We start from the raw sequence: 25,512 nt of genomic DNA on the forward strand, positions 1-25,512 counted from the left end.
TACTTTTTAGTAATATTCCGGTAACCATTCACCATGTGCTTCGATCAGATCATCACAAAGCGCTACTATGTCATCGAGCGATAGTTCTGCTGCTGTATGCGGATCGAGCATGGCTGCCTGATAAATTTTTTGTTTGCTACGTGTTCGAGCCGCTTCCATCGTTAGCAGCTGTGTGTTGATATTAGTCCGGTTCAATGCTGCCAGCTGCTCTGGTAACTCTCCGACATGTGTTGGTGTGACACCGCTCGCGTCGACTAGACAAGGGACTTCGACGACAGCTTTTTCAGGCAAGTTACGAATTAAGCCACCCGTATTTTGAACATTTCCGCCTATTTTGAACGGCTGATTTGTTTCCATAGCTTCAATAATGTAAGAGCCATATTCATGAGTCCGTTCGTGCGTTAAATGCTGATCATTCACCAATTCATTACGCATTTTCTTCCAACCTTCAATCTGATTCACACAACGACGTGGGTATTCGTCAAGCGGAATCTGAAAACGATCAATTAATTCGGGATACTTACTTTTGATAAAATATGGATGATACTCTGCATTATGCTCTGAGGATTCCGTTACGTAATAGCCGAATTTATCCATTAATTCAAAACGGACCATGTCATCATGCTTTTCTTGCTGCTTTTGCTTCGCTCGTTTTTTAATTTCGGGATATAGATCTTTTCCGTCACGGGTAATTTCGAGCAACCACGCCATATGATTAATACCTGCAATCTTCCATTGAATATTATCCTTTGGCATGTCCAGCGAATCGAGCAGATGATCTGCACAAACCTGAACACTATGACACAGTCCTACTGTTTTGATCCCTTCTTCGAGCATCACATTCGTCAACACCGCCATCGGATTCGTATAATTTAAAAACCATGCATCTGGACAAACTTCCTTCATATCACGGGCGAATTCTTTCATGACTGGAATCGTTCTCAAATTACGGAAAATACCGCCGATCCCAAGCGTATCCGCAATCGTCTGCCGGAGTCCATATTTTTTCGGAATCTCAAAGTCCGTTATCGTACAAGGATCATAGCCGCCGACTTGAATCGCATTGATCACATATTTCGCGCCTCGCAGTGCTTCTTTTCGATCTTGATAGGCCTTTACTTTGACTGTCGGTGCTATACTGCTCTTCATATTATTCAACATCATTTCAGAATCATGTAAACGTTCTTGATCAATATCAAATAGGGCAAATTCAAAATCCTTAAGCGCCTCCACTGTCATACAATCCCCTAACACATTCTTCGCAAAAACCGTACTTCCAGCACCTAAAAAAGTTATCTTTGACAAGTGATTCCCTCCTTATGATTCGCAAAAAATTGCTTCCTACTGCTTCTATCATAAAAAGGTTTACAACCGTTTACAATCGTAAATATCGATGAAATGAGTAATATATTGCTCTATCAATCGATAAAAAGGCGATCCACCGGCATAACGGATTTGCTTTGGCGATATGCACTTGGTGTTTCGTGAAGTAACTGCTTGAATACCTTAGTGAAATAATTACTACTGGCATATCCAACCGCAAAAGCGATCTCCTCAATCGAATCTTCGGTTTGCTGCAATAATTCAAGTGCCCTTTCAATACGTACCTTCGTCAGAAATTGAATCGGTGTTTGTTTGAAATGTTTAGAAAATAATCGCGTGAAATGATATTTGGATAAACCAGAAATAACAACAATATCATCCAAGCCAATATCAGCTGCATAGTTTTTTTCAATAAAGGTCACTGCCTTCGCTACTGCAACAGGGAGATCAGCTTCCTGACGCTCTTCATATTCGACATATTGTAAGTACTCCATCAGAAAAGAATACGCGTAAGCTGAAGCATCATAGCCATGCTGAATCCCGGTTGTCTCAATAATATCGAGCAAACGAAAAATATGCTTAATTGGTCGCGAGTGCAGTGGCAAATGACTAATGTGGCCCGCTTTTTCAGTGATCCGCTCATATTGACTGTTCACTTCATCCCCATACAATGTAATAAACGCAAACTCCCAATGCGAAGAATCGTCAGGTAAATAATAGCAATGATCACTAGGAATCTTTACAAAAAAAGCGTCCCCTTTTTCCAATTGGTGGATGGTCTCTCCGATTCGTATCGCGCCCCGACCATCCAACGTATATTGAAAGACAATGCGACCATGCTCCGCTCGTTGCAGGCCATCCCATCTGTAACTCTCTTCTGTTTGCTTTTCTTTCCCGATCGCATGCAAGCCTGCTACGCGCTCCTGATGCTCCCCTTTGAAACGAAAACCATAGGTATGATGCTTGGCATAAGATTGCATCCGAATCCCTCCTTCTACACAAATTATATCACTCCTTGATTGACTTCCTACCATAAATCACTTAAGCTTGCTTTATATATGAGATAATGGAGGAATTGTGAAGTTATGCTACAAGCAACCAATGTTAGTTTACGTTTCGGTGATAAAAAGTTATTTGAAGATGTCAATATTAAATTTACAGCTGGAAATTGCTACGGCTTAATCGGTGCAAATGGGGCCGGTAAGTCTACTTTTTTGAAAATATTATCAGGAGAACTCGAACCACAATCAGGTCATGTTTCTCTTGGCAAAGATGAACGTCTGGCCGTATTAAAGCAGGATCACTTTGCTTATGAAGAATTTGAAGTTTTGAAGACTGTCATCATGGGCCACACTCGTTTATATGAAGTGATGCAAGAAAAAGATGCCATTTATGCGAAAGGTGAATTCACGGAAGAAGATGGTATGCGCGCCGCAGAATTAGAAGGTGAATTCGCTGAAATGAACGGTTGGGAAGCAGAGTCCGATGCTGCCATTCTATTAAAAGGACTTGGCATTAGCGAGGATCTGCATTACAAGACAATGGCAGAATTATCTGGTTCGGAAAAAGTAAAAGTGTTACTAGCTCAAGCCTTATTTGGCAACCCGGATATCCTATTACTCGATGAGCCGACCAACCACTTGGATATTCAGGCAATCCAATGGTTAGAGGAATTTTTAATCAATTTTGAAAATACCGTTATCGTCGTATCCCACGACCGTCATTTCTTAAACAAAGTATGTACGCACATCGCGGATGTCGATTACGGAAAGATTGAAATGTATGTTGGGAACTATGATTTCTGGTATGAATCCAGCCAGTTAGCATTACAAATGGCAAAAGAGCAAAACAAGAAGAAAGAAGAAAAAATGAAGGATTTACAGAACTTCATCGCCCGCTTTAGTGCGAATGCATCGAAATCAAAGCAGGCAACTTCCCGTAAGAAGATGCTCGATAACATTACACTAGATGATATCAAGCCTTCTTCTCGTCGTTACCCATATGTTGCGTTCACACCTGGCCGCGATATTGGAAACGACTTGTTACGTGTTGAAGGTATTTCCAAAACGATTGATGGCGTGAAAGTTCTTGATAATGTCAGCTTTATTTTAAAGCCATATGACAAAGTAGCGTTCGTTGGTCCAAATGAAATTGCCAAGACTACGTTATTAGATATTTTAATGGGTGAAATGGAACCTGATGAAGGTACTTTCTCTTGGGGTGTCACCACTTCTCAATCTTATTTCCCTAAAGATAACTCGGAATACTTTGAGGGCAATAATATGACATTAGTGGAGTGGCTTCGCCAATACTCTCCTGAGGATCAGACTGAAACGTTCTTACGCGGTTTCTTAGGTCGTATGTTATTCTCTGGTGAGCAAGCATTGAAGAAAGCAAACGTCCTGTCCGGTGGTGAAAAGGTTCGTTGTATGCTGTCTAAAATGATGTTAAGCAATGCCAACGTACTCGTATTAGATGAGCCAACCAACCACCTTGATCTTGAATCGATTACGTCCTTAAACAATGGTCTGATTAAATTTAAAGGCTCGATCCTTTTCACTTCTCATGACCATCAGTTTATTAATAGTATCGCCAATCGTCTGATTGAGATTACGCCTAAAGGCATTGTGGATAAAGAGATCAGCTATGATGAGTATGTAGCAGATCAGAAGCTTCAAAAAGAAATTCAGGCAATGTACGTGTAAAACAGAGAGCAGCTTGAGATAAAAGTATTTTCGTTAATCAAAAGCCAAACGAAACACAAAATGTTTCCAACTAACATTCGTGGTGCGTTTGGCTTTTTTGATGTGCTGTATGGATATACTGAGAAGTAACACGAAGCGCGAAATATAGGTATCGTGATCAGCTGGGAGACCATTTTGACATGCTTTGTCTGCAAGAATGCCCCTCCGTCCTACCACTCCGCGTCCTGCGGGGCACGGCTGAAGCTAGGCTACTACTCGAGTTACTTCTTTGCTGCCTTGCACCGAGGAAGCCTACTTCGAAGCATTACTGGTAGACGCAGGTGCAGACATTGTGGATCTTCAGCACCTGCACAATCCCGCGGGAGTCTCCGTGGTTGGCCTACGTTATGGTTTTGCTCTACAACTAATAATACAGCTAGTATTTTGAGCGTGTCCTTTAGTGTCTATAATATGTAAAATGCCTAGCACCACTGCTTTTAGCTGTTCCATGCGTTGTAGCACTTCCTTAAGCGTAGGAAATATGCGGAGACTCCCGTGGAATCAGCGCGAGCTGAAGATCCACTTATGAAAAAAAAGAATTTTCTTTCATAAGTTAGCTGAAGCCGTGCCCACAGGACGCGGAGCATATTTCCGGAGCTTTGCCAAGCACAATAAAAATGTCATAATCACCAAATAGAAATACAATTTTACAGCATTAGATAGATTCTTACTTAGCATAAAATATGATACATCGCTAAATAGTCATTACTTCGCAGTATGCTTCAACTACGTATAATTGTACTTAGAAAGTTCCTATTTATTTCTGAGTTGTTCGTTTTTCACATATGCATTTTTTTGTTATGTCCCAGTCAATTTTTTACTTTGTTAGGATTTATCGCAAGAGAAAGTATAATGTAAAGATAATAAATCACTTTCTACTTCCGGTATTCCACCCGATTCCTGACATCGGTCACTTGCAAGATTGATTTCATTTTTATGGAAGTAAGCTTGCGTACCGATTAAAAATAGAGTTATTAACAAAGCTAGAGTACATATGCTAATCACCATTCTTGTGCTCTTCTTCATCAAACCTCACCTCCATATGTTAAAAAAATTCATCCATCAGATGATAGTAATCCATTTTCGTTTCATCGACATCTGGCATTCCATACGCTTCAAGAAAATACGATATATACTCCTTGCCAAAATTAAAGGCAATGCTTCTGACCGCTAGAGCGACATCCTGATACCTGTCGGCGATTCCTGTTCTCCCGACGTCAATAAAACCACTGACTTCGCCCTTATTCAGTATAATGTTAGGTAAACAATAGTCACCATGAGTGAAAACGAGATCTTCATTAGAAGGCTTTTTGAAAAGCAATTCTTCGAAGAGTTTGGATGCCTTCCTCCCTTTTCTTTCCCAATCAAAATCCTCTTCATCCGCAAGGCCATTTTGTACCCTTCTATTCGCTTCTGTAATTTTAATTTCAAGTGTTTGATCAAACAGACAGCCTGTCGTGTTGACATTGTGTATAACTTGCAGACCAGCGCCCACTTGCTCCATCAAATCTGTTACATTTGCCAAGTGGACACGCTCAGACGCATTGATTCCTTTAACTTCTGTCATTAATAAGTATTTGTTTTGGTGATCGTTATCATAATCAATCACCTCTGGAACGGCTAACTTTCCCTGCAACCAGACTAATCTGTCCTTTTCATCGGACAAATTTTCTACCGCATTCGCTGGTTGTATTTTAAGGTATTGATTATACGCGGGTCCTTGCAAAAAGTATGTCTTCGCTTCCGAACAGCCAATCGTCATTTGTTTCCATGAAAACCCTTCTACTTTCTTAGATAATCGATCTGGCAATCCCTTCATCCCTGTCACCACCTTCTCATTTAGTTGGTGATACCAGCTCAAAGTGTTCAACGGTTGGAAAAGGGTCATAAAAGTGATGGAGTAAACTTTTCCACTCCTGATATTCTTCAGATCCGCGAAAGCCGATAGTGTGAGCTTCTAATGTCTCCCAGCGAACTAGCAATAAATATTTGCCCTTCTCCTCGATACACCGTTGTAATTCATGTGATAGATACCCTTTCATCGAGGTAATAATTGATGATGCCTCTGCGAAAGTATGTTCAAAATCCACTTCCATTCCTGACTTCACTTGGAGCATAACCGCTTCTAAAATCATTTCTATCACTCCTTTAGTTTAGATTCATTTTATATAACCGCCTTACTTTTCGCAATTCCTTACTTATTTTTTGAATACCTATCTTTTTTTTCGTTTTGTTTAAATTGAATTTACCAGGATATATATTTTGTGTATGCTTAATATAATAGTTAGAAAACGATTACAGGAGGTTCTTGCAATGAATAAAGGAATGACATCATATATTTCAATCGGAGAATGGCTGTTTAAGATTTTATTGCTTAATCTCTACTGGTTTATCTTTACGTTGCTTGGTTTAGTGGCATTCGGTATCTTCCCAGCAACAGCTGCATTATTCGCAACGATCAGGCAGGATATCAAAGAAGAGGATGATGTGAAATTATTTCGCACCTTTTTCCATTATTATAAAAAAGAGTTTCTCAAATCCAATGTATTAGGCTATATTATTGCGATTGCGACAGCTCTAATATTGTTCAATATTCACGTATTAGGACTGATGGATGCCTCATTATTTAAATCATTTATGATGGTGATGAGCTATATATTGTTAGCGATTATCGCAATTGTCGCTATTTTTCTATTTCCGATCTTTGTGCACTATCAATTTTCATTTCTTGGCTACTTTAAATATTCAGCTATTCTAGCAATCGGCAAACCGATCAAAACAATCATAATGCTCGCCTTGGTTGCTGGGGTTTGTTATTTCTATTATTCCATACCAGGTTTCATTCCCGCGTTAGGTGTCAGTTTACTAGCTTATCTGATCATGCGGATTGCCTACCCAACATTTGCCCAGGTTGCAGAAGGTGCTTAGTTGATAGGATTATGTCAACTAGCCTTTGCTAGCCGAGCACCCATGTTGAGATATTTAATGTGCTGGGATACCGCTTCGGTCAACCACTCCGCGTCCTGCGGGAGTCTACGTGGTTGGCCTACTCTAGGATGTTTGCTCTACAACATATACTTTCTTTGCTTATAAAAAACGGGCGCGCCTGCGCTTGGTACAGACTATGTAAGGAGACAAAACCAGCCGGGAAACAACCAGATTTGTCTTCTTTCTTTTAAAACTCTACAAATCTTGTTGGACTGGTTACCACTTTTGGTTCCTTTCTCCCTAAACGATACAAATCTCGTTCCTCTGCTTACCACTTTTGGTTCCTTTCTCCTTAAACGATACAAATCTCGTTGCGCTGCTTATCACTTTTGGTTCCTTTCTCCTTAAACGATACAAATCTCGTTGCGCTGCTTACCACTTTCGGTTCCTTTCTCTTTAAACAATACAAATCTCGTTGCGCTGCTTACCACTTTCGGTTCCTTTCTCTTTAAACAATACAAATCTCGTTGCGCTGCTTACCACTTTCGGTTCCTTTCTCTTTAAACAATACAAATCTCGTTGCGCTGCTTATCACTTTTGGTCCCTTTCTCTTTAAACAATACAAATTTCATCGCACCGCTCTCTACTCTTGGCTCCTTTTACTATAGAAAAAAAGCGGCATTCGGCTCGTTTCATAGCGAATACCATCGTTTTTCTTATACTTGGTACATTCTAGTTTTTCACTACGCTGAACTACACCTTCGTTAACATTTTCTTAACCTATAAGAAAAATCAGGCATAAACCACCCGGCCCTTACTACCTTTGTATAAGCTTCCAAAATGACAATGGTTATAGAGTTTCTCGTCTTACAAGATAGCCGAACAAACGCGACGATTCCTTCATACTCGTTACTGTGACATATTGCTTGCGCTGGTTGTCCGTTTGAACGCTTTTTATATTTTCTTATCACATGAAAAAAGCCGGGTAGCCCGGCTTTCTTCCTCTTCCTATCCTTTTACTGATCCAATCAATACACCTTTTTCAAAATACTTCTGAATGAATGGATACAACATTAGCACTGGCAAGGAGGATACGATGATGACACCGTATTTGACCTGGTCAGCATAACGTTGTGCATATCCACCACCGGTACCACCGCTTCCTGCACCTTCTGAGAATACTTGATTGGATAATAGAATATCCCTTAGGACGATTTGCAATGGCTGCAGATCGTAGTTTCGAATATAAATCAATCCGGTAAAAAAGTCATTCCAGTGCCAGACTAAATAATAGAGACCAATTACGGCAGTAACCGCCTTCGACAGCGGCATCACGATCGAGGTGAAGAAACGGAAGTGCGAACAGCCGTCCATCGTTGCTGCTTCGTACATTTCGCCCGGAATGTTATTTTCAAAGAAAGTTCGCGTAATGATTAAATTAAATACGTTGACCGTTAATGGGTTAAAAATAAACACCCAGACCGTATCTAATAAACTTAAATCTTTCATCAGCATGTAAGTCGGGATTAACCCACCGTTGAAAAACATCGTAAATATAAAGAAAAACATCAGCAGGCGACGAGCTTTAAATTCATACCGAGACAGTACATATGCTGCCGGTAAGGTTAACATCAAGTTAATCAACGTTCCGAATAGCGCATAGAATAATGTATTACGGTACCCGATCCAGACACGTGAATCCTGGAAAATTTGCTCATAGCCGAAGAAGCTGAAGCCTTTTGGCATAAACAGTACCTTACCTGTCGACACAAGCGTCGGGTCACTGATCGATGCAATAATGATAAAATATATTGGATAGGCGACAACGAAAAACATTAAGACACATAGGGCCACTATAAAAATGTCAAACAGCAAATCGCCTGGTTTCTTGTTTCGGATTCTATTTAGCGAGATCGAAGTCATAGATTTGTCCTCCTTTACACATTTTTACCACAGGCTGATACGTGCCACTTTTTTGGCAATCGTATTGACCACTACCAGCATCATAAAGTTAATCATTGTATTAAATAATCCGATCGCAGCAGCATAGCTGAACTGATTGGACATGATCCCCGTTTTATAAACGTATGTTTCGATGACTTCCGATATTGGCAGGTTGAGACTGTTCTGCATGAGGAAGATTTTCTCGAATCCGGTACTGATGACGGTTCCCATGTTCAGAATTAATAAAATGACAATTGTCGGAATAATGGCCGGAATCTCTACATTGCGAATGATCTGCCAACGATTTGCCCCATCTATCTTGGCTGCATCATACAACTGCGGATCTACCGAAGCCAGTGCGGCGAGATAGATGATGCTGTTCCAGCCGACATGTTGCCAGACATCTGATAACACATAAATAGGAATAAACGCATTGACCGAAGCGAGTAAATTCCCTTCAACGCCGAGCTTCGCTAATAATAGACCAAGTACACCGGTATTTGGCGATAACATCACGTTTAACAACCCTACCAATACCACAATCGAAATAAAATGTGGCAGATAGACCGTCGTTTGCAAAATCCGTTTTCCTCTTTTCCAGCGAATTTGGTTGACCAGAAGCGCTAACGCTATCGGTGCCGGAAATCCGACGACGATGGTCGTGATACTGATCAATAATGTATTACGAATTAAATCCCAGAAAAGATGACTATTGAAAAACTGAATAAAATACTGAAACCCAACAAATTCTCCACCCGTTAAACCAGCTGTGAAATCATATTTACGAAAAGCTAACTGAATACCGTACATCGGGATATAATTAAATATAATGACACAGATGATCGCAGGTAGAATCATAAGCCAAAGCTGATAGTCTCTTCTAAACGTATTCAAAATAGTGGCTTTTTTAGGTTGGGATACACTTTTTGATTTGGTTGCTTGTGCAAAGGCCATTCCCGACTCTCCTTTGTAAGAGAGAGATACCCACTTCGTGATATCTCTCTCGTCTGATTTTTTTCCTTAATCTAATTGTGCTTTGTAATCATCATAGTAGCTTTGAATAATCTCAATGTTGGATGGAAGACCGATTTGATCTACTTGTTTCACATAATCATCCCATTGTTCATCAATTCCACCTGATGTGATCCATTCACCAAATTTGGAGATGGCAAGGTTCATAAAATCAGTATTTACTAATGTCATTTTGTTGTTGTCTTCTTCTGAATACTTCAGCATCATACCTGGAAAGACGTCATTTTCATCTACGGTTTCAAATACCTCTTTAAATGGTGCCTGCTGTTCATCTACAGACTGCATATCCGTCGGTAATTCCACTTCTAAGTCATCTGCAATATACATCGGACCATTATCTGCCCATGAAGACGTCCATTTCCACGTACCAGGATCCATTTCTTCGTCTTGTGGAGCTAACACTTTGTAAGCATTATCGCCTGTTTTTTCAATATTCGGTCCAATTGAACCAAATAATACTTGTAAACTTACTTCTGGATCGTATAATTCATTGATAAAGCGCATCGCAGCTTCTTTATTACTTGTTTGGGAAGACATTTGAACAAAATTGACACCGTAATTCAAGTTGTCGTAATCATAGGACCAGGATACGTCACCTTGATAGTCAGCTGACTGTTTCATCGGAGCAAACGAGACATATTGATCGGCAACTTGTAAGCCGAAACGGTCTGTCTTTTCCCAACCGAATGTATAACCTACTTTCGCATTTTCTCCTTCACCACGTGCTACTGCCTGGTACTGTGAATAGTCCTGGGTAAAGGCTTCTTCACTAATTAGGCCGTTCGCGTACAATTTATGAAGGGAAGACACTAAGTCCTTGTAACGATCATCTGTGAAGAAGTTCTTCACTTCGCCATCTTCTAAGAAATATCCTTGGCCACCGCCGCCGGTAATCGTCATGCCAGTGCTGCCAAGTAATACGGTCGGCTGGAAGTAACCAAATCCGCCTTCACCAACAGGAGAAAAGTCCATTGGTATTTCGTCATTAGGATCACCGTTACCATTTGCATCTTCTTCTTTAAACGCCATCAATACGTCAAATAATTCATCCCAGTTTGTCGGGACTTCCAATCCCAGATTATCTAACCATTGCTGATTGATAAACTGCATAGTCGCTGTATCTGGCCAAAAACGTTGGTATTTCGATAAACCGTAAATATCTCCGTTTGACTGCGTGGAAAGAATTTCGGTTTTGGGCTGTTGTTCAAACATGGCCTGAATGTTAGCGCCGTTTTCTTCAATCAACGGTTTTAAATTTTCAAAAAGTCCTGGGAATTGAGCAAAATCAGCGTCTGTAATCGCATTAGGACCGACAATAATGTCTGGAATATCGCCACCAGCTAACATCGCACCTTTTTTCTGATCCCAATCAGCTGTTACTTCCTCCCACTTTATATCTACACCAGCTTTTTTCTCGACTTCTTCTAACCATTCCATATCTTTTAATTCCTTCGTTAACGGGTGCTTCGTAATTAAACCTGTAAGGACCACTCTTCCATCTTCCGTTTCCTCCGGCTCATTACTAGCTTCATCATTACTACAAGCAGCAAGGAACAATAGCAAACCAACAAAAATGAACAATACTATTTTCTTTTTCAAGCTAAACTCCCCCTAATTAATTATTTCAATAAGGTAATGACTTCCAACAGGATACACATTATTTTGTTAATTAGCCAAACAATGCACAATCCCGCTGTACTTTTGTTATCGCTTTCATACATCAGTAAAAAAATGAAGACAAATAGCCTTAAGTAATGTTGTTCGTACAAATTGTGGATCTATTGCAATAGAACTTATTTACAGTATGCCACTATAAGGGGATTGTGTGAATTCACTTTTTTTGTAAAAACATATCTTTTTTTTAGATTCATAGCACATACTTGTCCTATTTTATACTTTATCATTCTATTAAGTAAGATCAGAAATTATGACTATTCATTGAACATTAAGTATATTATACCGGTTTTATTTAACTATTTTATTAACAAAAACTAACAGAGCGTTCCCGGATGCTTGTGTGAATTCAAGTTGAAGCATACTGCGAAGTAAAAAGACTTTAGCGATGAGATCATTTTGAAATAGATAATGTGCTGGGATACCGCTCCGTCCAACCACTCCGCGTCCTGCGGGGCACGGCTGGAGCTAGGCTACTACCCGAAATACTTCTTTGCTGCCTTGCACCGAGGAAGCCTACTTCGAAGCTTTACTAGAAGACACAGGTGCAGACGTTGTGGATCTCCAGCACCTGCACAATCCCGCGGGAGTCTCCGTGGTTGGCCTACGCTAATATTTAGGCTCTACAACTGATGTAGGTTGTAGTATTTTGAGTGTTATTCATAAACGTTCATCCTACACTACTACTAGAATAATGCCTAGAACTGCTGCTTTTGTTTATTGCAATCGTTGTAGCACTTCCCTTAAGCGTAGGAAATAGGCGAAGACTCCCGTGGAATCAGCGCGAGCTGAAGATCCACTTGGTCTGTGCCTGTGTCTTCTAGTATCGCTTCGATGTAAGCTTCCTCGGCACAAGGCAGCACAGATGTTATTTCAAGTAGTAGCCTAGCTGAAGCCGTGCCCACAGGACGCGGAGCCTATTTCCGGAGCTTTGCCAAGCACATTAAAAATATCAAAATGACCCAATCGAAATAAAATGTTTTCCTATTCGTCTGATCACGCTTTTTCTAGATCTGTTTTAGAACTTACTTCTCAGTATATCCATACACAAAAAAAGCCGAACATAACACGTTGGTTGTTTCATACAACTCCGGTTATGTTCAGCTATTCATAGATTAGGATACTTCTTTCAGTCTCCGCTTATTTAATCTGCTGAGAAGTTATCTGGGCCGATTTTATCAATTCCTCAATGCCTGCTCGGTCGCCTCGGTGTAAAGAGTCAACAATCTTACTTCCGACAACTACACCATCACAGTGCTCCGTTAACGAACGGACGTGTTCGGGGGTGGATACACCGAAACCTGCAAGTACAGGTGCATTACTTTTTTCTCGTAAGGACGCAAGATGCTCACCCAGATTCTCTTGGAAAGATGCTCTTGCACCAGTCGTACCTGTTACTGTCACAGCATACAAGAAGCCTTCCGTCCGTTTTGCAATTTCGGTTAGGCGTTCTTCTGTACTCGTTAAGGCCGCAAGCCGGATCAAGGCAATTTCGTGATCATGAAGTGTCGGTACGATCATCCCCTCTTCTTCAAGAGGTAAGTCTGGAATAATCAGTCCATCTACTCCCGCTTCTTCACACGCCTTTGCAAAACGTTCGATACCATACGTATGAATCGGATTGATATATGTCATTAAGACAATCGGAATCTGACGAGTTTGCTTCGTTTCCTGTAACTTCTCCAGCACGGCGTGAAGCGAAACACCATTTTCCAATGCGCGTAAACCTGCCTCTTGAATCGTCGGACCATCCGCTACCGGATCGGAAAAAGCGATCCCTAATTCGACTACTGTTGCTCCTGCCTCTTCAAGAAAATTCAATTGTTCGTCTAACTGATCAAGACCGCCATCACCAGCCATAATGTAGGGTACAAATGCTTTGTCTCCACGATCTAAAACACGATTAAAAGCTTGCTCTAATTTTGCCTTACCCATTTGCTTCACCCCCTAATGCATCTCTTACCGTTTCTACGTCTTTATCGCCTCTGCCGGATAAGCAGATCACCATCACGTCATCCTCTTTCATTTCTTTTGCCAATTTCATCGCATAGGCAATCGCATGAGAGCTCTCCAATGCCGGGATAATTCCTTCTATCCGTGACAGCTCCTGCAAGCCTTCCAATGCTTCCTGATCAGTAATGTGAACATAATTGACGCGCCCAATATCTCGCAGATAACTATGCTCAGGACCTACACCTGGGTAATCGAGACCTGCTGAGATCGAATGAGCCTCTTGAATCTGGCCATGTTCATCCTGCAACAGATACGTCATGGTACCGTGCAGCATCCCTTTAGTCCCGTATTGTAATGTGACAGCATGCTTATCTGTCTCGACGCCTTTTCCACCGGCTTCGACTCCATATAGACGCACATCGTCATCTTCCACAAACGGATAGAACATTCCCATCGAGTTACTGCCTCCACCGATACAAGCAACAACCGCATCTGGTAATCGTCCTTCTTTTTGCTGTATTTGCTTTTTCGTTTCTGAACCAATCATACTTTGGAAATCACGCACAATCTGCGGGAATGGATGTGGACCAACAACAGATCCAATAATATAGTGCGTATCTTCCACATTCGTTACCCAGTAACGTAACGCCTCATTCACCGCATCTTTCAATGTACCACTACCCTGATCAACACTTTCGACTCTCGCTCCTAGCAATTCCATCCGGAACACGTTAAGCTTCTGCCTTCTGACATCTTCTTTCCCCATAAAAATTACACACTCTAACCCTAATAAAGCACAAACTGTTGCCGTCGCAACACCATGCTGTCCTGCACCTGTTTCAGCAACTACTTTTTTCTTACCCATTCGTACGGTTAACAGCGCCTGTCCTAATGCATTATTGATTTTGTGAGCACCTGTATGATTTAAATCTTCACGCTTCAAGTAAATCTTAGGTCCTCCCAATTTTTTAGAAAAACGTTCTGCATAATACAACGGTGTTTCGCGTCCCACATATTCTTTCAAATAATAATCGAATTCATCTAGGAATGCCTGATCCTGAATCGCTTCCTTATATGCCTTTTCTAATTCTAATACAGCGGGCATTAACGTTTCCGGAACAAAACGTCCTCCGTATTCACCGTAATGACCTGTTTCATTTGGTGCTTGATATGCCATCTTTATCACCTTTCTTTACTGCATCTATAAATGCATGTATTTTGTCTAGATCTTTCTCACCATCTGTCTCTACTCCGCTCGAAACATCTACACCATGAGGCATAACCTCTGTGATCGCTTCTTGAACGTTCCCTGGTCTTAATCCCCCAGCGAGAATAATTCGTTTCTGCAGAAAATCATATTGCTTAGCAATGGACCAGTCGAAGGTTTCACCTGATCCGCCTCGGTACTTTCCGCCTGGACTGTCGAGCAAGTAATAGTCACAGTCGTACTGTGCAACCTTTTCTAAATCACTTGGATCTCGCACCTCAAATGCCTTAATCACAGGCAACCCAATGTCCCGGCAAAAGGCAGGCGACTCATCCCCGTGCAGTTGCACATAGTCCAAATTCACTTGTTCAGCTATCGTTCGGATGGTTTCCATGCTTTCATTAACAAAAACGCCCACTTTCTTCACGCCATCTGGAACGTATTTTGCCAGTTCGGTCGCTTCGTCTATTGTTACTCTTCGTGTACTCTTAGCAAACACAAAACCGATAAAATCAGCGCCGGCAGCTGCCTCGATTGCTAGTTGATTCTGTAAACCACAGATTTTCACTTGAGTCATCACTTATTCTCCTAACGGAACCCGAAGTTGATCAAAGGTTTCTTTTACATTCGCGGATCGCATCATTGTCTCACCGACGAGAATTCCTCGCGCTCCTGCATTCCTCACTCGTTCAACATCTGCTTTTTCTTTCATACCACTTTCACTGATTACTAATGTCTTGCTCGTATCGATTCGTTCAGCCAATTTCTCAGTAATCGCTAAGTCGACCTCAAACGTCTTGAGATCACGATTATTAATACCGATGATGCTGGCTCCAATCTTCTGTGCTACCTTCAATTCCTCTTCGTTATGCACTTCAAAGAGAATTTCCAGACCTTTATTGGCAGCATACTGATATAACGTTGCTAAACGGCCTTCCGGCAAGGCGGCAGCAATTAATAAAATCAGGTTCGCCCCAGCATCATAAGCGCGATCAATCTGGATTTCATCGATGATAAAGTCTTTATTTAAAACCGGAATGCTGACTGCTTCACGTACTGCCTGCATGTCTTCCATTTTGCCTTGAAAAAAAGGCGTATCGGTCAAAACAGAAATGGCACCAGCCCCGCATTTCTCATATAAACTGCCTTGTTCTGCAGGATCCACTCCGTCATTAATCAATCCTTTCGACGGTGAAGCTCGCTTCATTTCAGCAATAATACTCATGTAGTCAGCATTCATAAACTGATCATACAGTGAGATGTTTACTCGTTTTCCCTGAATGGTACCGGGCTGATATTCTGCTTTTAGTTGTGCCACTTCTTTTTCTTTTTCTGCTAAGATTTTATCTAATATTGTCATATTACACCTCTTGCTTCACTTTATTGCTGTAGGCAATTAAGTTTTCTAATTTTTGCAAGGCGGCACCTGAATCAATCGATTCTTTAGCAAGCGCCACTCCTTGTTGAACAGTTTCTGCTTTTCCATTCGCGAAGATGCCAAGTCCAGCATTCAAAACAACCGTATCACGATGCGGACCTGCTTTCCCTTCTAATACATCACGTAAGATTTGTGCGTTGTCTTCCGCATCGCCACCTTTGATCGCTTCGTTATCCACCACAGATAACCCTACCTCATCGGGATGCAGCGTGAATTGCATAATCTCTCCTCTTTCTAATAATACTAAATGATTGTCACCAGCTAAAGAGGCTTCATCCATATGGCCTGCTCCATTAACAACTAACGCTCTTTTCCGTCCTAACTTATGCAAGACATTTGCCATGATATCAAGAGAGTCACGACGGTATGTTCCTAGCAGTTGGGTAGTTAATGCCACCGGATTGGTTAATGGACCAATTAAATTAAAAATAGTTGGTACGCCTAATTCTTTACGTGCTTTCATCACCCGTTTCATAGCTGGATGTACATTCGGTGCGAATAAGAAGGCAATATCATTTTCCTTTAGGATCTCCTGTGTCTGCTCAGGTGTGAAGGCTAATGATACCCCGAGACGTTCCAGTACATCGGCACTTCCTGTTTTACTGGAAATACTCCGGTTACCATGCTTGGCAACAGTAATTCCTGCTCCCGCAATCACAAAGGCAGATGTTGTACTAATATTAAAACTTTGCGATCCATCGCCACCTGTGCCGCAATTATCGATTGCCCCTACTATTTCTCCCGGCAGCTGCAGTGTAGATTTTTCCCTGATCACATTGACTAAGCCGGTGATTTCATCTGATGTCTCCCCTTTAGCTTTTAAAGCGGACAAGAAGCCACCAATTGCAATATCACTTGTGTCTTCGGCAAACATATGTCGAGCTGCCAATTCCATTTCCTCCAAGGACAAATCTTCTCCGGCAATTACCTTATTCAAAAAATCCCTCATGATATTTTCTCCTTTCTTATCGCTTCAAAGAAGTTATTTAACAACTTTTTCCCCTTCCCTGTACCAATCGATTCAGGGTGAAACTGCAAACCATAAACCGGTAGATACGTGTGTTTGACCGCCATGATTTCCTGATCATCCATTGCTGTTGCTGTCACTAACAAATCACTTGGGATCGAGTTCTTTTCAATGACTAAAGAATGGTATCGCATCACTTCCAACGGCTGTTCCAAATAATGAAAAATTTCATCATTTTGATGACGAATCATCGATGTTTTACCATGTTTGATTTGACCTGCATGACTAATGGTTGCTCCATATGCTGCTCCAATTGCCTGATGCCCTAAACAAATGCCCAATATCGGAAATTCCGTTGCCAAATGCTTGACAACATCAATGCAAATACCTGCTTCTTCTGGTGTCCCTGGGCCAGGTGAGAGTATAATCGCTTCCGGTTCCTTTGATCTGATTTCGTCCAATGTTATTCTGTCGTTACGGACTACTTCGACTTCCTTGCCAAGCTCTGACACGTATTGAAATAAGTTATAGGTAAAGGAATCATAATTATCGATTAAGAGAATCATTTTTTACTTACCTCCAATAATGATTTTGCTTTATTTAATGTTTCTTGATATTCCGATTCTGGATTAGAATCATAGACAATGCCCGCTCCTGCCTGTACATAAGCATTCTTGCCTTTAATCACCATGGTGCGAATGGCTAACGCTAAATCAAGATCACCATTCATATTGATATAGCCAACTGCACCGGCATAGACGCCGCGTTTCTTTTCTTCCAGGTCATTAATAATTTGCATGGCACGAATTTTCGGTGCCCCTGATACGGTGCCAGCTGGCAAGGCCGAAATTAGTGCATCCAGTCCTGTGTATGCTTCGGTCAATTGTCCATGTACTTCGGAAACGATATGCATAACATGCTGATAGCGCTCAATCGTCATATATTTCGGAATCGTTATCGAACCAATCTCACAAACACGACCAAGATCATTCCGGCTTAAGTCTACTAACATCTTGTGCTCGGCAAGCTCTTTGTCATCTCCGATCAGATCTGTTTCGAACTGACGATCCTCATCTTCTGATTTCCCTCTTGGTCTCGTACCAGCAATTGGATTGGTCACGACCTCTTTACCAGTTGTTTTAATCAAACTTTCCGGTGATGCACCTAGCACAATGTAGTCCTCAAAATCGATGAAATACATATAAGGCGATGGATTAGCGACTCGTAATTTCCGGTAAAAAGTGAAAGGATCAGCATCAAAGCTTGCTTTCATCCGCTGTGATAAAACAACTTGAAAGATATCACCATCGATAATATGTTGTTTTGCGGACTCAACCATTTGTAAGAATCTTTCTTTTTCAATCGATGGCTGGAAGCTGACATGCAACGCTTCGTCCGTCATCGTCGTCTCAGGTGTCAGAATTTGATCCTGCAGCTGGTAGAGTTGCTGTTCTAATTGCTGATCATTTCGTGTTTCATCTAAGTTAATGGTCGTGACCGTCACTTCTTGTTTCTTATGGTCAAAGACGATAACATCCTGATAAAACATCATGTGGACATCCGGCATCTCAATTTCATCCTCCAACAGAGCGCCAATATCTTCATATTGTCTGATCGCATCGTAACCGATATAACCAATTGCCCCTCCATAGAAAACAAATGGTAATGGCAATTCCTGATTTGGTATATGTGCTTTGACAACTTCTAACGGCAATTGCTGAATGGTCTCTCTTGTGTCCTTGCTATAGTCAATGATGGTTGTTTCTGCTTTCGTACCGATAATTTCTTTGTACGGATTAATGCCGATAAAAGAAAAACGACCTTTATCACCGTGACTGACGGAGCTTTCCAGTAAGAACTTTTTCTTTCCTTTGATGCGGTTGAAGACAGAGATCGGTGTGATCGTATCCCCATTTAATATCGTAGATTTATAATTAATCATCTTGTTCGACTCCTTTTTGCAAATTTTTAAGTATATATGTTGATCTTGCCTTACGTTCTATAAAGTGAGACTTCAATCAGCGGACGGTTAGCGCCGTGATAAACAAAAAAAACGCCCCTATTCCATACGCTTGTGTAGGAAATAGGGACGGTTCGGATTCCGCGGTGCCACTCTATTTGAAGGACTATCATTGTTGACAGCCTTCCGCTCTTGATCGGTTAACGGTGATTAGCCGGCGGGCTGTACTGTCATTTCCAGTCCACTCTCAAAGGTCCATTCCAACCTCCATGTATACCGGGTTCCCAGCCTCCCCGGCTCTCTTTGATACAGCGGAAAATTGTACTAATCCTTCTCATCGATTTCTTTATTTTGTTAGAACAAAGGCGCAAGCGCCCGTTTAGAGACGTAGCGAGTGGAGCGAATCAACTGAGATAAAGGAATCACGGTGAGCTTGCGAATCGATGATGACTTATCGTAGGGCGATTTCGCGAAGTCGCCTAGTCTCTGGGCGCTGGAGCCGGACGTGGCCGTTTCTGTCAGCGAACATCCTATAGCCTAAAATTTTATACTTTCCTAACGTATAAACAAAAAGGGTTCCCCCATCCATAAAAAGGACGAGGAAACCCGTGGTACCACCTTCATTAGCTGATTCATACAGCTCTCTTATCACGCCATATATAGCGCTACCCCTTTGCAACGAGTGGAAATCTCGCCAAAGCCTACTAGAAATTCGTTCGGTTTGGGGCTCAGAAGTCCATTCACTATTCCAGCACGCTGATTCACACCAACCATCAGCTCTCTTTAGTGCTTAAGAAGAAGCTACTTCTCTTCGTCAAAGCCAACACGTTATGAAATCTTGTTACTATCATAGTACGGTCTTCATCTTTTGTCAATGCCTTTTGATTATTTTTCTGAATATTTACACAACGTTAAAATTCAACGATATCTTCTTCAATCTTTTGTCCAAGGTGTCTGCCCGGCTGATCCAATTTCACTAAAATCCGGTCACCAGTCTGTAAGGTGATTGCTTGCTTCTCCCCTTCATCAGCAGCATAAACATGTACACTATCTGCTTCTTGCAGTGTCGCAGAGATCTCGGTGTCACCAACTTTTGCAACGACCCTCATCAATGGCCTCTTCTCCACCTTCACTCGGCCGATTGCGATTTGTCTGATTTCACCTTGCGCATTATAGACAGACATTACTTGACCTGGTTGTAATTCAGCTAAGTAAGCAGTAGTGTCCTCACTTTTCAAGGCATAGTGATGAATCGCACCACTATTAATCCGAAAAGGTCTGGCAGGGTATGTATCTGTAGAACGATTCTCTGCTAATACAAATACGTAGCCATGCCCGGTATTCCCGAGCAAAATTCCTTCTGTCGGGGCCAGAGCATCCACAAAATCCAGGCAAACTCTTGATCCTTCTCCAATTGATTCCACTTTGATAATTTCTGCTTCCTGAAAAGATGTATCCATATTTCTCCCTCCCATACACAAATTTGTGACAAATTTCCACAGAATTTATATAGCTATTATACGGTTTATCATATACAATATATCTTAGATTGACAAACAAATGGGAGGGGTAACCTATGAGAAAATTGTTAGTAGTGTTATTTCTTCTATTAATCACCGGCTTCAGTGTAATCGGCTATACGAATGCCGACCAATCATTAAATGATGAAGTGTATCAAACGGACCAAGATCAATAGGAGAAAACAGAAGGCTGTTGAAGCGGATTCAACAGCCTGATTTGTATGGTAGGAAAGGGTAGAAAAACTTCGGTACTCGCTAATAGACGAGGCGAATGACTGTTTTTTTCTAATTTTACCTCTTCAAATCTACTAAATCTTTAATTTTTACTGCTTGACCTGTTGCTAATGATTGATTACCAGCAATACCTGTCAAGATGGAAATAGCTCCATCAACATGTGATGCTGCTCGCTTGAATTCATCTTCTTTCGGTTCACCGAATAAATCATTTAACAATTCAGGATCACCACCTCCGTGGCCTCCTTCTTTTTCTTCCACTTCCACTTCGTATGGTTCGCCAAACATTGGCAGCACACGAATCGTTTTCTCTTTCAGTTTCCCTTCGTCACCTTTTTCTCCTCCGGAATTAATATAGGATTGTTCTCTTACTGCAACTTCAATTCTCCCTTTCGTTCCGTTGAAAGCAATTTGGAATCCTTCCCAAGGCAGGTACGCATTTAAGGAATACGTTAATATTGCTTTATTTTTATACGTAACATTGACGCCTAATGTATCTTCAATATTAATACCATCACCAAACACACTCTGATCACGGTGATAGCCGTCTTCTTTCTCGGCATCCAAATACATCGCTTTTAAGTGCGGATTGGACTCCATATCAATCGCGAATGGATCGTCCTTCGCGTAATCACTGCCATGCGCTCGTTCATAAAACTTCGTAACACCGCGCTCTTCAGCATTTTCTTTCCCGTAAAATTGCAAGCCACCTGTAGCATACACAGTTTCAGGTTCTGTGTTAAGCCAGAAGTTAACAAGGTCAAAATGGTGGGTTGATTTATGCACGAGCAAACCTCCGCTATTACGCTTATCACGGTGCCAGCGACGGAAATAATCAGCCCCATGCTGTGTATCTAATGCCCATTCGAAGTGAACAGAATTGACTTTTCCTATGACGTCATCGCGAATCAATTCACGAATCTTGGTATTATGTGGTGCATAACGATAATTGAATGTCACCCGAACATTTTGTCCAGTGCGCTCAATTGCGTCGATAATGGCCTGTGTTTTTTCTGCATCGACTGTCATTGGTTTTTCCGTTATGGCATCACAGCCTAACTCCAACGCTCTGATGATATAACGATGATGTGTTCTGTCCATGGATGTAACGATGACAATGTCCGGTTTCTCGGATTCTATCATTTCATCGAATCGATCTGCTGTATACGTATTAATTGCTTCTACATTATATTTGTCTACTAACAATTGATTGGCATAATCGAGTCTTGTCTGATTGGAGTCACAAAAAGCTACTAATTCACTTGTTTCCTGAAAGTCTCTCACCAATGAACCATAAAAGAATTCTGCACGTCCACCAGTTCCTACTAGGACATATTTTTTCTTCAAATCGAACACTCCCAATGTAAGTTTTTGTAATCGCTTGCAGTTTTAAATAACAACGTTGTTAAGATTATAAGGTATTTATGGCAAAATAGCAACTCTTAATCTGTGAATTTTTTTAAATGTTTTTGAATTTATTTGTTTAGGAGATTTAGAGAATAAACGAACTGGCAAGATATAAAGGTCTATGATACTCATGAAGGCTTGCACAGTAATGACAGCTTGATGCTAATAAGCGTTGAGAGCACATGGATATCAGGCTATCCTAATATATGATCATCGACATTAACGTTGTCCCATCCTCTTTTTTTTGAAATATGTTTAATAATATAAGAGCTATCTCCATAGTGAAAAAGATGATAATTCCCACGATATAAACAGTTACATTGTCTTTAATTAACAAAAAGTACAACAATATCATCAACAGCAACGTTCTCATTACCTGTTTCTTTCCTCTATATCGCATATACCTCATCCCCTCAGCAATATAATGTCACAAAATGAATTAGTTTGTTCCTTCTATTTCAAGATTAACATAGCGATTTATACAACGTCTAACGATGAATAACTTAGCAATTTCTGCTATTAAGCAAAAATAAAAGCTCTCTCGATATACGAGAGAGCTGAAGTTGCCTTACATTGATTATTCAAGGATTGTGACGTCTACTGTTCGTACGCCCCAATCAGTTGCTTCATCTTTGTTTGGAACGTGGATATCAATCTTGTTACCTTTGATTGCTCCGCCTGTATCTGCTGCAATAGCTTCACCATAGCCTTCAACATAGACTCTTGAGCCTAGTGGAATAACATTTGGATCTACAGCAATGACTTTCATATTTGGATTTTCATTTAAGTCAATTCCTGTTGCTGTTACACCAGAGCAACCTTCACATTGTGCAGTGTATGCTGTTGCACTTACACTGATTGTTTCACCAGATTTTTCTGATGATGCTTCTTTCTCAGAGTTTGTTTGTTCTACTGCTGGTTCAGAAGCTTCCGGTGTTTCTTCCTGAGTGCTTTCTTGTTTTGTACTTTCTTGCTGCTTGTCCTCTTTAGCTGTTTGCTTTGTTTGAGCTTTCTGATCTGTATCTTCTTCTGTTGCTTTCTTAGAATCTTTAATCATTAGTTTTTCACCAATGATGATTAAATCTGTTTCAAGATTATTCCACTCTTTAAGATCACTCACTGTTACATCATGTTCTACTGCTATTTCACTAAGTGAGTCACCTTTTTCTACAATGTAAGTTAATTCTTTATCTATCTCTAATTTCTGTTCTGGAAAAATTAAGTCTGACTCCAGGTTGTTCGTTTCCATTAATTCCGCAACTGATGTTTTATGTTCCTCCGCAATGGACCAAAGATTGTCTCCCTTTTCTACTTGATATTCTGCTGCCGATACTGGTAGCACAAATAGGAAACTAGTCGCTGCAAATCCTAATGACACAAAAAACTTTTTCATCAAAGTTGCCTCCTTTCATGTTGACAAGCACCACTATAACACAAGAAAATACCCGTTGTGGTTACAGCGATTTTAAGAGTCTGTAACAAAAATTACGACGTTACAGTAGCTTGTCACATTTGTCATTATGGGGCAACAATGATAGATTTTATACATCATTTCGTAATATTTCTCTATTTAATTACCAATATTTGATTCTACTATTATCTCAGAATTTCAAAATGTCTAGTCAAATCTGGATGGATTACGCCCTGTTTTAACAGATCATCTGTAATCAATTCCGTCATGTCAACAGGAATATCTTTTATCACTTCTTTTTGTTTGAACATATGATAGTCTCCACCGCCACTGGCACGGTAATTATTCATCACCACTTGATAATATTGTTCAGGCTCGATCGGCTCACCTTGGAAGCTAAGCTTGATAACTCTATCACCGATTGGATTAGAGACTTTGATTTGATAGTCAATTCCTTGCCACATATCATAATTGTATGGTTGAGGTTTCGGATGGATAAAATCAGGATTGATATTAATTTGTCCATTATCTACCGTAAAAAAAGTAGCCGATTTCTCTAAAGCTGCTTTAATGTCATTACCGGTAACACGCAGAACTTTCAATGTGTTCGGATAAATATAGTTGGCGACAATATCCCGCATCGTGATCTGCTTTGGAAATCCTGGAGATTGATCATGGAATAACGCCGTACAGGAAATAGGCGCATCAGACACTTTCATTTGCAGTGCATTGATATAGTTAATAAAAGGGTGTCCCTGCATTCTAACGGACAAGGGATCTTGAATTTCCATAGCACCAGCTGTCGTTGCAATGGTCTGATCCAGAAATGCTTGCACTTCTTTTTCTTCCTCCGCTATTCCGTCTGTTATCTGTGTATCAACAGTTGTTTGTTCTCCTACATAATGAATCGCTGTACTTATTGAAGCAACTTCCGCCTCATTATAGCTCACAACAATCTCACCAAGAGCCTGTCCATTACTGCCAGGCTGAATAACTGTTACTCCTTTGATCACCTCGGCTATGTAACGATGTTGATGTCCTGTAATCAATATATCGATCCCATCGACCGTTTCACAAATTTGATAGCCTTGATTTTCCCCTGTGGACGCTTCCGTCGGCTCACCTGAGGAAGGATCACGTTCGAAGCCGCCATGGTAACAAACGACCATGACATCAGGTGCTTCTGTTACTTTAATAAAGTCAACCCATTTTTTAATAGATTGACATGCATCTTCGAAAGACAAACCTTCTATTGTTTTCGGATCCTCCCAATTAGGTATATAGTGTGTGGTAGTACCAAGAATAGCTACGCGCACATGATCAATCTCTTTGATAATGTAAGGTTGGCCAAATACCGGTTCACCTGTATCATGATGGACGATATTAGCTGAGAGCCACGGAAAATCAGAAGCATCTATCGTATTATTTAAATAGGACATACCATAATTAAATTCATGATTACCAATAATGGCTGCATCATACCCTAATAGATTGGCAGATTTAATCATCGGGCTTGGCTTACGGGACACTTTTTTTGCGAAGTAATAGGTGAAAGGACTTCCTTGAATAAAATCACCATTGTCAATTAATATCATACGATGCTTCTTTCGTATCTCACTAATAATGGAGGCTGCCTTAGCCAATCCCATCGCTTCCTCCTCTTGGTTGCGATAATTATTTGGCATAATATAGCCATGCACATCACTTGTTATACATATCGAAAAACGCTTCATCACCAGTCCTCCTAACAAATTAACTATCATTATTATA

Annotated in this window: 22 protein-coding genes and 2 other annotated features; of the genes, 2 read left to right on the forward strand and 20 right to left on the reverse strand. The window is 40.8% G+C overall.

Features of this window, described 5'->3' with window-relative positions:
• Positions 1 to 6: 6 nt before the first annotated feature.
• Entirely contained in the window at positions 7 to 1,305 is a 1,299-nt protein-coding gene (locus tag MUN87_RS10065) for an alpha-glucosidase/alpha-galactosidase (RefSeq protein WP_244747637.1), read from the reverse strand.
• A gap of 113 nt (positions 1,306 to 1,418) precedes the next feature.
• A complete protein-coding gene (locus tag MUN87_RS10070; RefSeq protein WP_244747638.1) occupies positions 1,419 to 2,303 on the reverse strand; it encodes an AraC family transcriptional regulator in 885 nt (294 codons plus the stop codon).
• Positions 2,304 to 2,408: 105 nt separating this feature from the next.
• Between MUN87_RS10070 and MUN87_RS10075 the strand changes: the two genes are divergently transcribed.
• Positions 2,409 to 4,028, forward strand: coding sequence for an ABC-F family ATP-binding cassette domain-containing protein (locus tag MUN87_RS10075; RefSeq protein ID WP_244747639.1), 1,620 nt, complete (start codon positions 2,409 to 2,411; stop codon positions 4,026 to 4,028).
• A gap of 864 nt (positions 4,029 to 4,892) precedes the next feature.
• Here the strand turns inward: MUN87_RS10075 and MUN87_RS10080 are convergent.
• From MUN87_RS10080 to MUN87_RS10090, 3 genes are read right to left on the reverse strand one after another with little or no spacing between them, the layout of a single operon-like run.
• Positions 4,893 to 5,093 (reverse strand): hypothetical protein, encoded by a 201-nt coding sequence (locus tag MUN87_RS10080; protein WP_244747640.1) that lies wholly within the window; start codon positions 5,091 to 5,093, stop codon positions 4,893 to 4,895.
• A 19-nt stretch (positions 5,094 to 5,112) separates the two neighbouring features.
• The gene (locus MUN87_RS10085; RefSeq protein WP_244747641.1) at positions 5,113 to 5,886 is read right to left on the reverse strand and encodes an APH(3') family aminoglycoside O-phosphotransferase; all 774 of its coding nucleotides are present in this window, start codon (positions 5,884 to 5,886) and stop codon (positions 5,113 to 5,115) included.
• A 16-nt stretch (positions 5,887 to 5,902) separates the two neighbouring features.
• On the reverse strand, positions 5,903 to 6,202 hold the full coding sequence (locus MUN87_RS10090; RefSeq protein ID WP_244747642.1) for an antibiotic biosynthesis monooxygenase family protein: 300 nt from the start codon (positions 6,200 to 6,202) through the stop codon (positions 5,903 to 5,905).
• Positions 6,203 to 6,380: 178 nt separating this feature from the next.
• Between MUN87_RS10090 and MUN87_RS10095 the strand changes: the two genes are divergently transcribed.
• The gene (locus MUN87_RS10095) at positions 6,381 to 6,995 is read left to right on the forward strand and encodes a YesL family protein (protein ID WP_244747643.1); all 615 of its coding nucleotides are present in this window, start codon (positions 6,381 to 6,383) and stop codon (positions 6,993 to 6,995) included.
• A 1,008-nt stretch (positions 6,996 to 8,003) separates the two neighbouring features.
• On the opposite strand, the gene MUN87_RS10100 is transcribed toward MUN87_RS10095, so the two are convergent.
• From MUN87_RS10100 to MUN87_RS10170, 15 genes are all read right to left on the reverse strand, one after another.
• Complete coding sequence (locus MUN87_RS10100) at positions 8,004 to 8,918, reverse strand: carbohydrate ABC transporter permease (protein ID WP_244747644.1); 915 nt, start codon at positions 8,916 to 8,918, stop codon at positions 8,004 to 8,006.
• 24 nt (positions 8,919 to 8,942) lie between these two features.
• A complete protein-coding gene (locus MUN87_RS10105; protein ID WP_244747645.1) occupies positions 8,943 to 9,893 on the reverse strand; it encodes an ABC transporter permease in 951 nt (316 codons plus the stop codon).
• A gap of 66 nt (positions 9,894 to 9,959) precedes the next feature.
• Positions 9,960 to 11,570: a type 2 periplasmic-binding domain-containing protein gene (locus MUN87_RS10110; protein ID WP_244747646.1), complete on the reverse strand. Its 1,611-nt coding sequence runs from the start codon at positions 11,568 to 11,570 to the stop codon at positions 9,960 to 9,962.
• Between the two features lie 1,215 nt (positions 11,571 to 12,785).
• Positions 12,786 to 13,580 carry a tryptophan synthase subunit alpha gene (gene trpA / locus MUN87_RS10115; RefSeq protein ID WP_244747647.1) on the reverse strand — a complete coding sequence of 265 codons (795 nt, stop codon included), beginning with the start codon at positions 13,578 to 13,580 and terminating at the stop codon, positions 12,786 to 12,788.
• Positions 13,573 to 14,775, reverse strand: a complete 1,203-nt coding sequence (trpB, locus tag MUN87_RS10120; protein WP_244747648.1) for a tryptophan synthase subunit beta — start codon at positions 14,773 to 14,775, stop codon at positions 13,573 to 13,575. Before trpB ends, trpA begins: the two co-directional genes overlap by 8 nt.
• On the reverse strand, positions 14,753 to 15,382 hold the full coding sequence (locus MUN87_RS10125) for a phosphoribosylanthranilate isomerase (protein ID WP_244747649.1): 630 nt from the start codon (positions 15,380 to 15,382) through the stop codon (positions 14,753 to 14,755). The genes trpB and MUN87_RS10125 overlap by 23 nt, the downstream gene beginning before the upstream one ends.
• Before the next feature lie 3 nt (positions 15,383 to 15,385).
• Entirely contained in the window at positions 15,386 to 16,165 is a 780-nt protein-coding gene (trpC, locus tag MUN87_RS10130; protein ID WP_244747650.1) for an indole-3-glycerol phosphate synthase TrpC, read from the reverse strand.
• Position 16,166: 1 nt separating this feature from the next.
• Positions 16,167 to 17,192 (reverse strand): anthranilate phosphoribosyltransferase, encoded by a 1,026-nt coding sequence (gene trpD, locus MUN87_RS10135; protein WP_244747651.1) that lies wholly within the window; start codon positions 17,190 to 17,192, stop codon positions 16,167 to 16,169.
• Positions 17,189 to 17,776: an anthranilate synthase component II gene (locus MUN87_RS10140; RefSeq protein ID WP_244747652.1), complete on the reverse strand. Its 588-nt coding sequence runs from the start codon at positions 17,774 to 17,776 to the stop codon at positions 17,189 to 17,191. The genes trpD and MUN87_RS10140 overlap by 4 nt, the downstream gene beginning before the upstream one ends.
• Positions 17,773 to 19,152 (reverse strand): anthranilate synthase component I, encoded by a 1,380-nt coding sequence (gene trpE, locus MUN87_RS10145; protein WP_244747653.1) that lies wholly within the window; start codon positions 19,150 to 19,152, stop codon positions 17,773 to 17,775. Before trpE ends, MUN87_RS10140 begins: the two co-directional genes overlap by 4 nt.
• 140 nt (positions 19,153 to 19,292) lie before the next feature.
• Positions 19,293 to 19,517: a binding site (T-box leader), on the reverse strand.
• A gap of 242 nt (positions 19,518 to 19,759) precedes the next feature.
• Positions 19,760 to 19,997 (reverse strand) — a binding site (T-box leader).
• A gap of 84 nt (positions 19,998 to 20,081) precedes the next feature.
• Positions 20,082 to 20,630, reverse strand: coding sequence for a 3-dehydroquinate synthase II domain-containing protein (locus MUN87_RS10150; protein ID WP_244747654.1), 549 nt, complete (start codon positions 20,628 to 20,630; stop codon positions 20,082 to 20,084).
• Positions 20,631 to 20,981: 351 nt separating this feature from the next.
• Positions 20,982 to 22,271: a Gfo/Idh/MocA family protein gene (locus MUN87_RS10155; RefSeq protein ID WP_244747655.1), complete on the reverse strand. Its 1,290-nt coding sequence runs from the start codon at positions 22,269 to 22,271 to the stop codon at positions 20,982 to 20,984.
• Between the two features lie 259 nt (positions 22,272 to 22,530).
• On the reverse strand, positions 22,531 to 22,731 hold the full coding sequence (locus MUN87_RS10160; protein ID WP_244747656.1) for a hypothetical protein: 201 nt from the start codon (positions 22,729 to 22,731) through the stop codon (positions 22,531 to 22,533).
• A 177-nt stretch (positions 22,732 to 22,908) separates the two neighbouring features.
• Positions 22,909 to 23,724 (reverse strand): LysM peptidoglycan-binding and 3D domain-containing protein, encoded by an 816-nt coding sequence (locus tag MUN87_RS10165; RefSeq protein ID WP_244747657.1) that lies wholly within the window; start codon positions 23,722 to 23,724, stop codon positions 22,909 to 22,911.
• 203 nt (positions 23,725 to 23,927) lie between these two features.
• The gene (locus tag MUN87_RS10170) at positions 23,928 to 25,475 is read right to left on the reverse strand and encodes a bifunctional metallophosphatase/5'-nucleotidase (RefSeq protein ID WP_244747658.1); all 1,548 of its coding nucleotides are present in this window, start codon (positions 25,473 to 25,475) and stop codon (positions 23,928 to 23,930) included.
• Positions 25,476 to 25,512 lie beyond the last annotated feature (37 nt).

The sequence above is a fragment of the Gracilibacillus salinarum genome, from assembly GCF_022919575.1.
In the GTDB taxonomy this organism is placed as follows: domain Bacteria; phylum Bacillota; class Bacilli; order Bacillales; family Amphibacillaceae; genus Gracilibacillus; species Gracilibacillus salinarum.

Bases quoted from the DNA above. Each gene is read 5' to 3' on its own strand.
- MUN87_RS10070 (WP_244747638.1), bottom strand. From the start codon at position 2,303: ATGCAATCTTATGCCAAGCATCATACCTATGGTTTTCGTTTCAAAGGG.
- MUN87_RS10075 (WP_244747639.1), top strand. From the start codon at position 2,409: ATGCTACAAGCAACCAATGTTAGTTTACGTTTCGGTGATAAAAAGTTA.
- MUN87_RS10080 (WP_244747640.1), bottom strand. From the start codon at position 5,093: ATGAAGAAGAGCACAAGAATGGTGATTAGCATATGTACTCTAGCTTTG.
- MUN87_RS10085 (WP_244747641.1), bottom strand. From the start codon at position 5,886: ATGAAGGGATTGCCAGATCGATTATCTAAGAAAGTAGAAGGGTTTTCA.
- MUN87_RS10090 (WP_244747642.1), bottom strand. From the start codon at position 6,202: ATGATTTTAGAAGCGGTTATGCTCCAAGTGAAGTCAGGAATGGAAGTG.
- MUN87_RS10095 (WP_244747643.1), top strand. From the start codon at position 6,381: ATGAATAAAGGAATGACATCATATATTTCAATCGGAGAATGGCTGTTT.
- MUN87_RS10100 (WP_244747644.1), bottom strand. From the start codon at position 8,918: ATGACTTCGATCTCGCTAAATAGAATCCGAAACAAGAAACCAGGCGAT.
- MUN87_RS10105 (WP_244747645.1), bottom strand. From the start codon at position 9,893: ATGGCCTTTGCACAAGCAACCAAATCAAAAAGTGTATCCCAACCTAAA.
- trpA (WP_244747647.1), bottom strand. From the start codon at position 13,580: ATGGGTAAGGCAAAATTAGAGCAAGCTTTTAATCGTGTTTTAGATCGT.
- trpB (WP_244747648.1), bottom strand. From the start codon at position 14,775: ATGGCATATCAAGCACCAAATGAAACAGGTCATTACGGTGAATACGGA.
- MUN87_RS10125 (WP_244747649.1), bottom strand. From the start codon at position 15,382: ATGACTCAAGTGAAAATCTGTGGTTTACAGAATCAACTAGCAATCGAG.
- trpC (WP_244747650.1), bottom strand. From the start codon at position 16,165: ATGACAATATTAGATAAAATCTTAGCAGAAAAAGAAAAAGAAGTGGCA.
- trpD (WP_244747651.1), bottom strand. From the start codon at position 17,192: ATGAGGGATTTTTTGAATAAGGTAATTGCCGGAGAAGATTTGTCCTTG.
- MUN87_RS10140 (WP_244747652.1), bottom strand. From the start codon at position 17,776: ATGATTCTCTTAATCGATAATTATGATTCCTTTACCTATAACTTATTT.
- trpE (WP_244747653.1), bottom strand. From the start codon at position 19,152: ATGATTAATTATAAATCTACGATATTAAATGGGGATACGATCACACCG.
- MUN87_RS10150 (WP_244747654.1), bottom strand. From the start codon at position 20,630: ATGGATACATCTTTTCAGGAAGCAGAAATTATCAAAGTGGAATCAATT.
- MUN87_RS10160 (WP_244747656.1), bottom strand. From the start codon at position 22,731: ATGCGATATAGAGGAAAGAAACAGGTAATGAGAACGTTGCTGTTGATG.
- MUN87_RS10165 (WP_244747657.1), bottom strand. From the start codon at position 23,724: ATGAAAAAGTTTTTTGTGTCATTAGGATTTGCAGCGACTAGTTTCCTA.
- MUN87_RS10170 (WP_244747658.1), bottom strand. From the start codon at position 25,475: ATGAAGCGTTTTTCGATATGTATAACAAGTGATGTGCATGGCTATATT.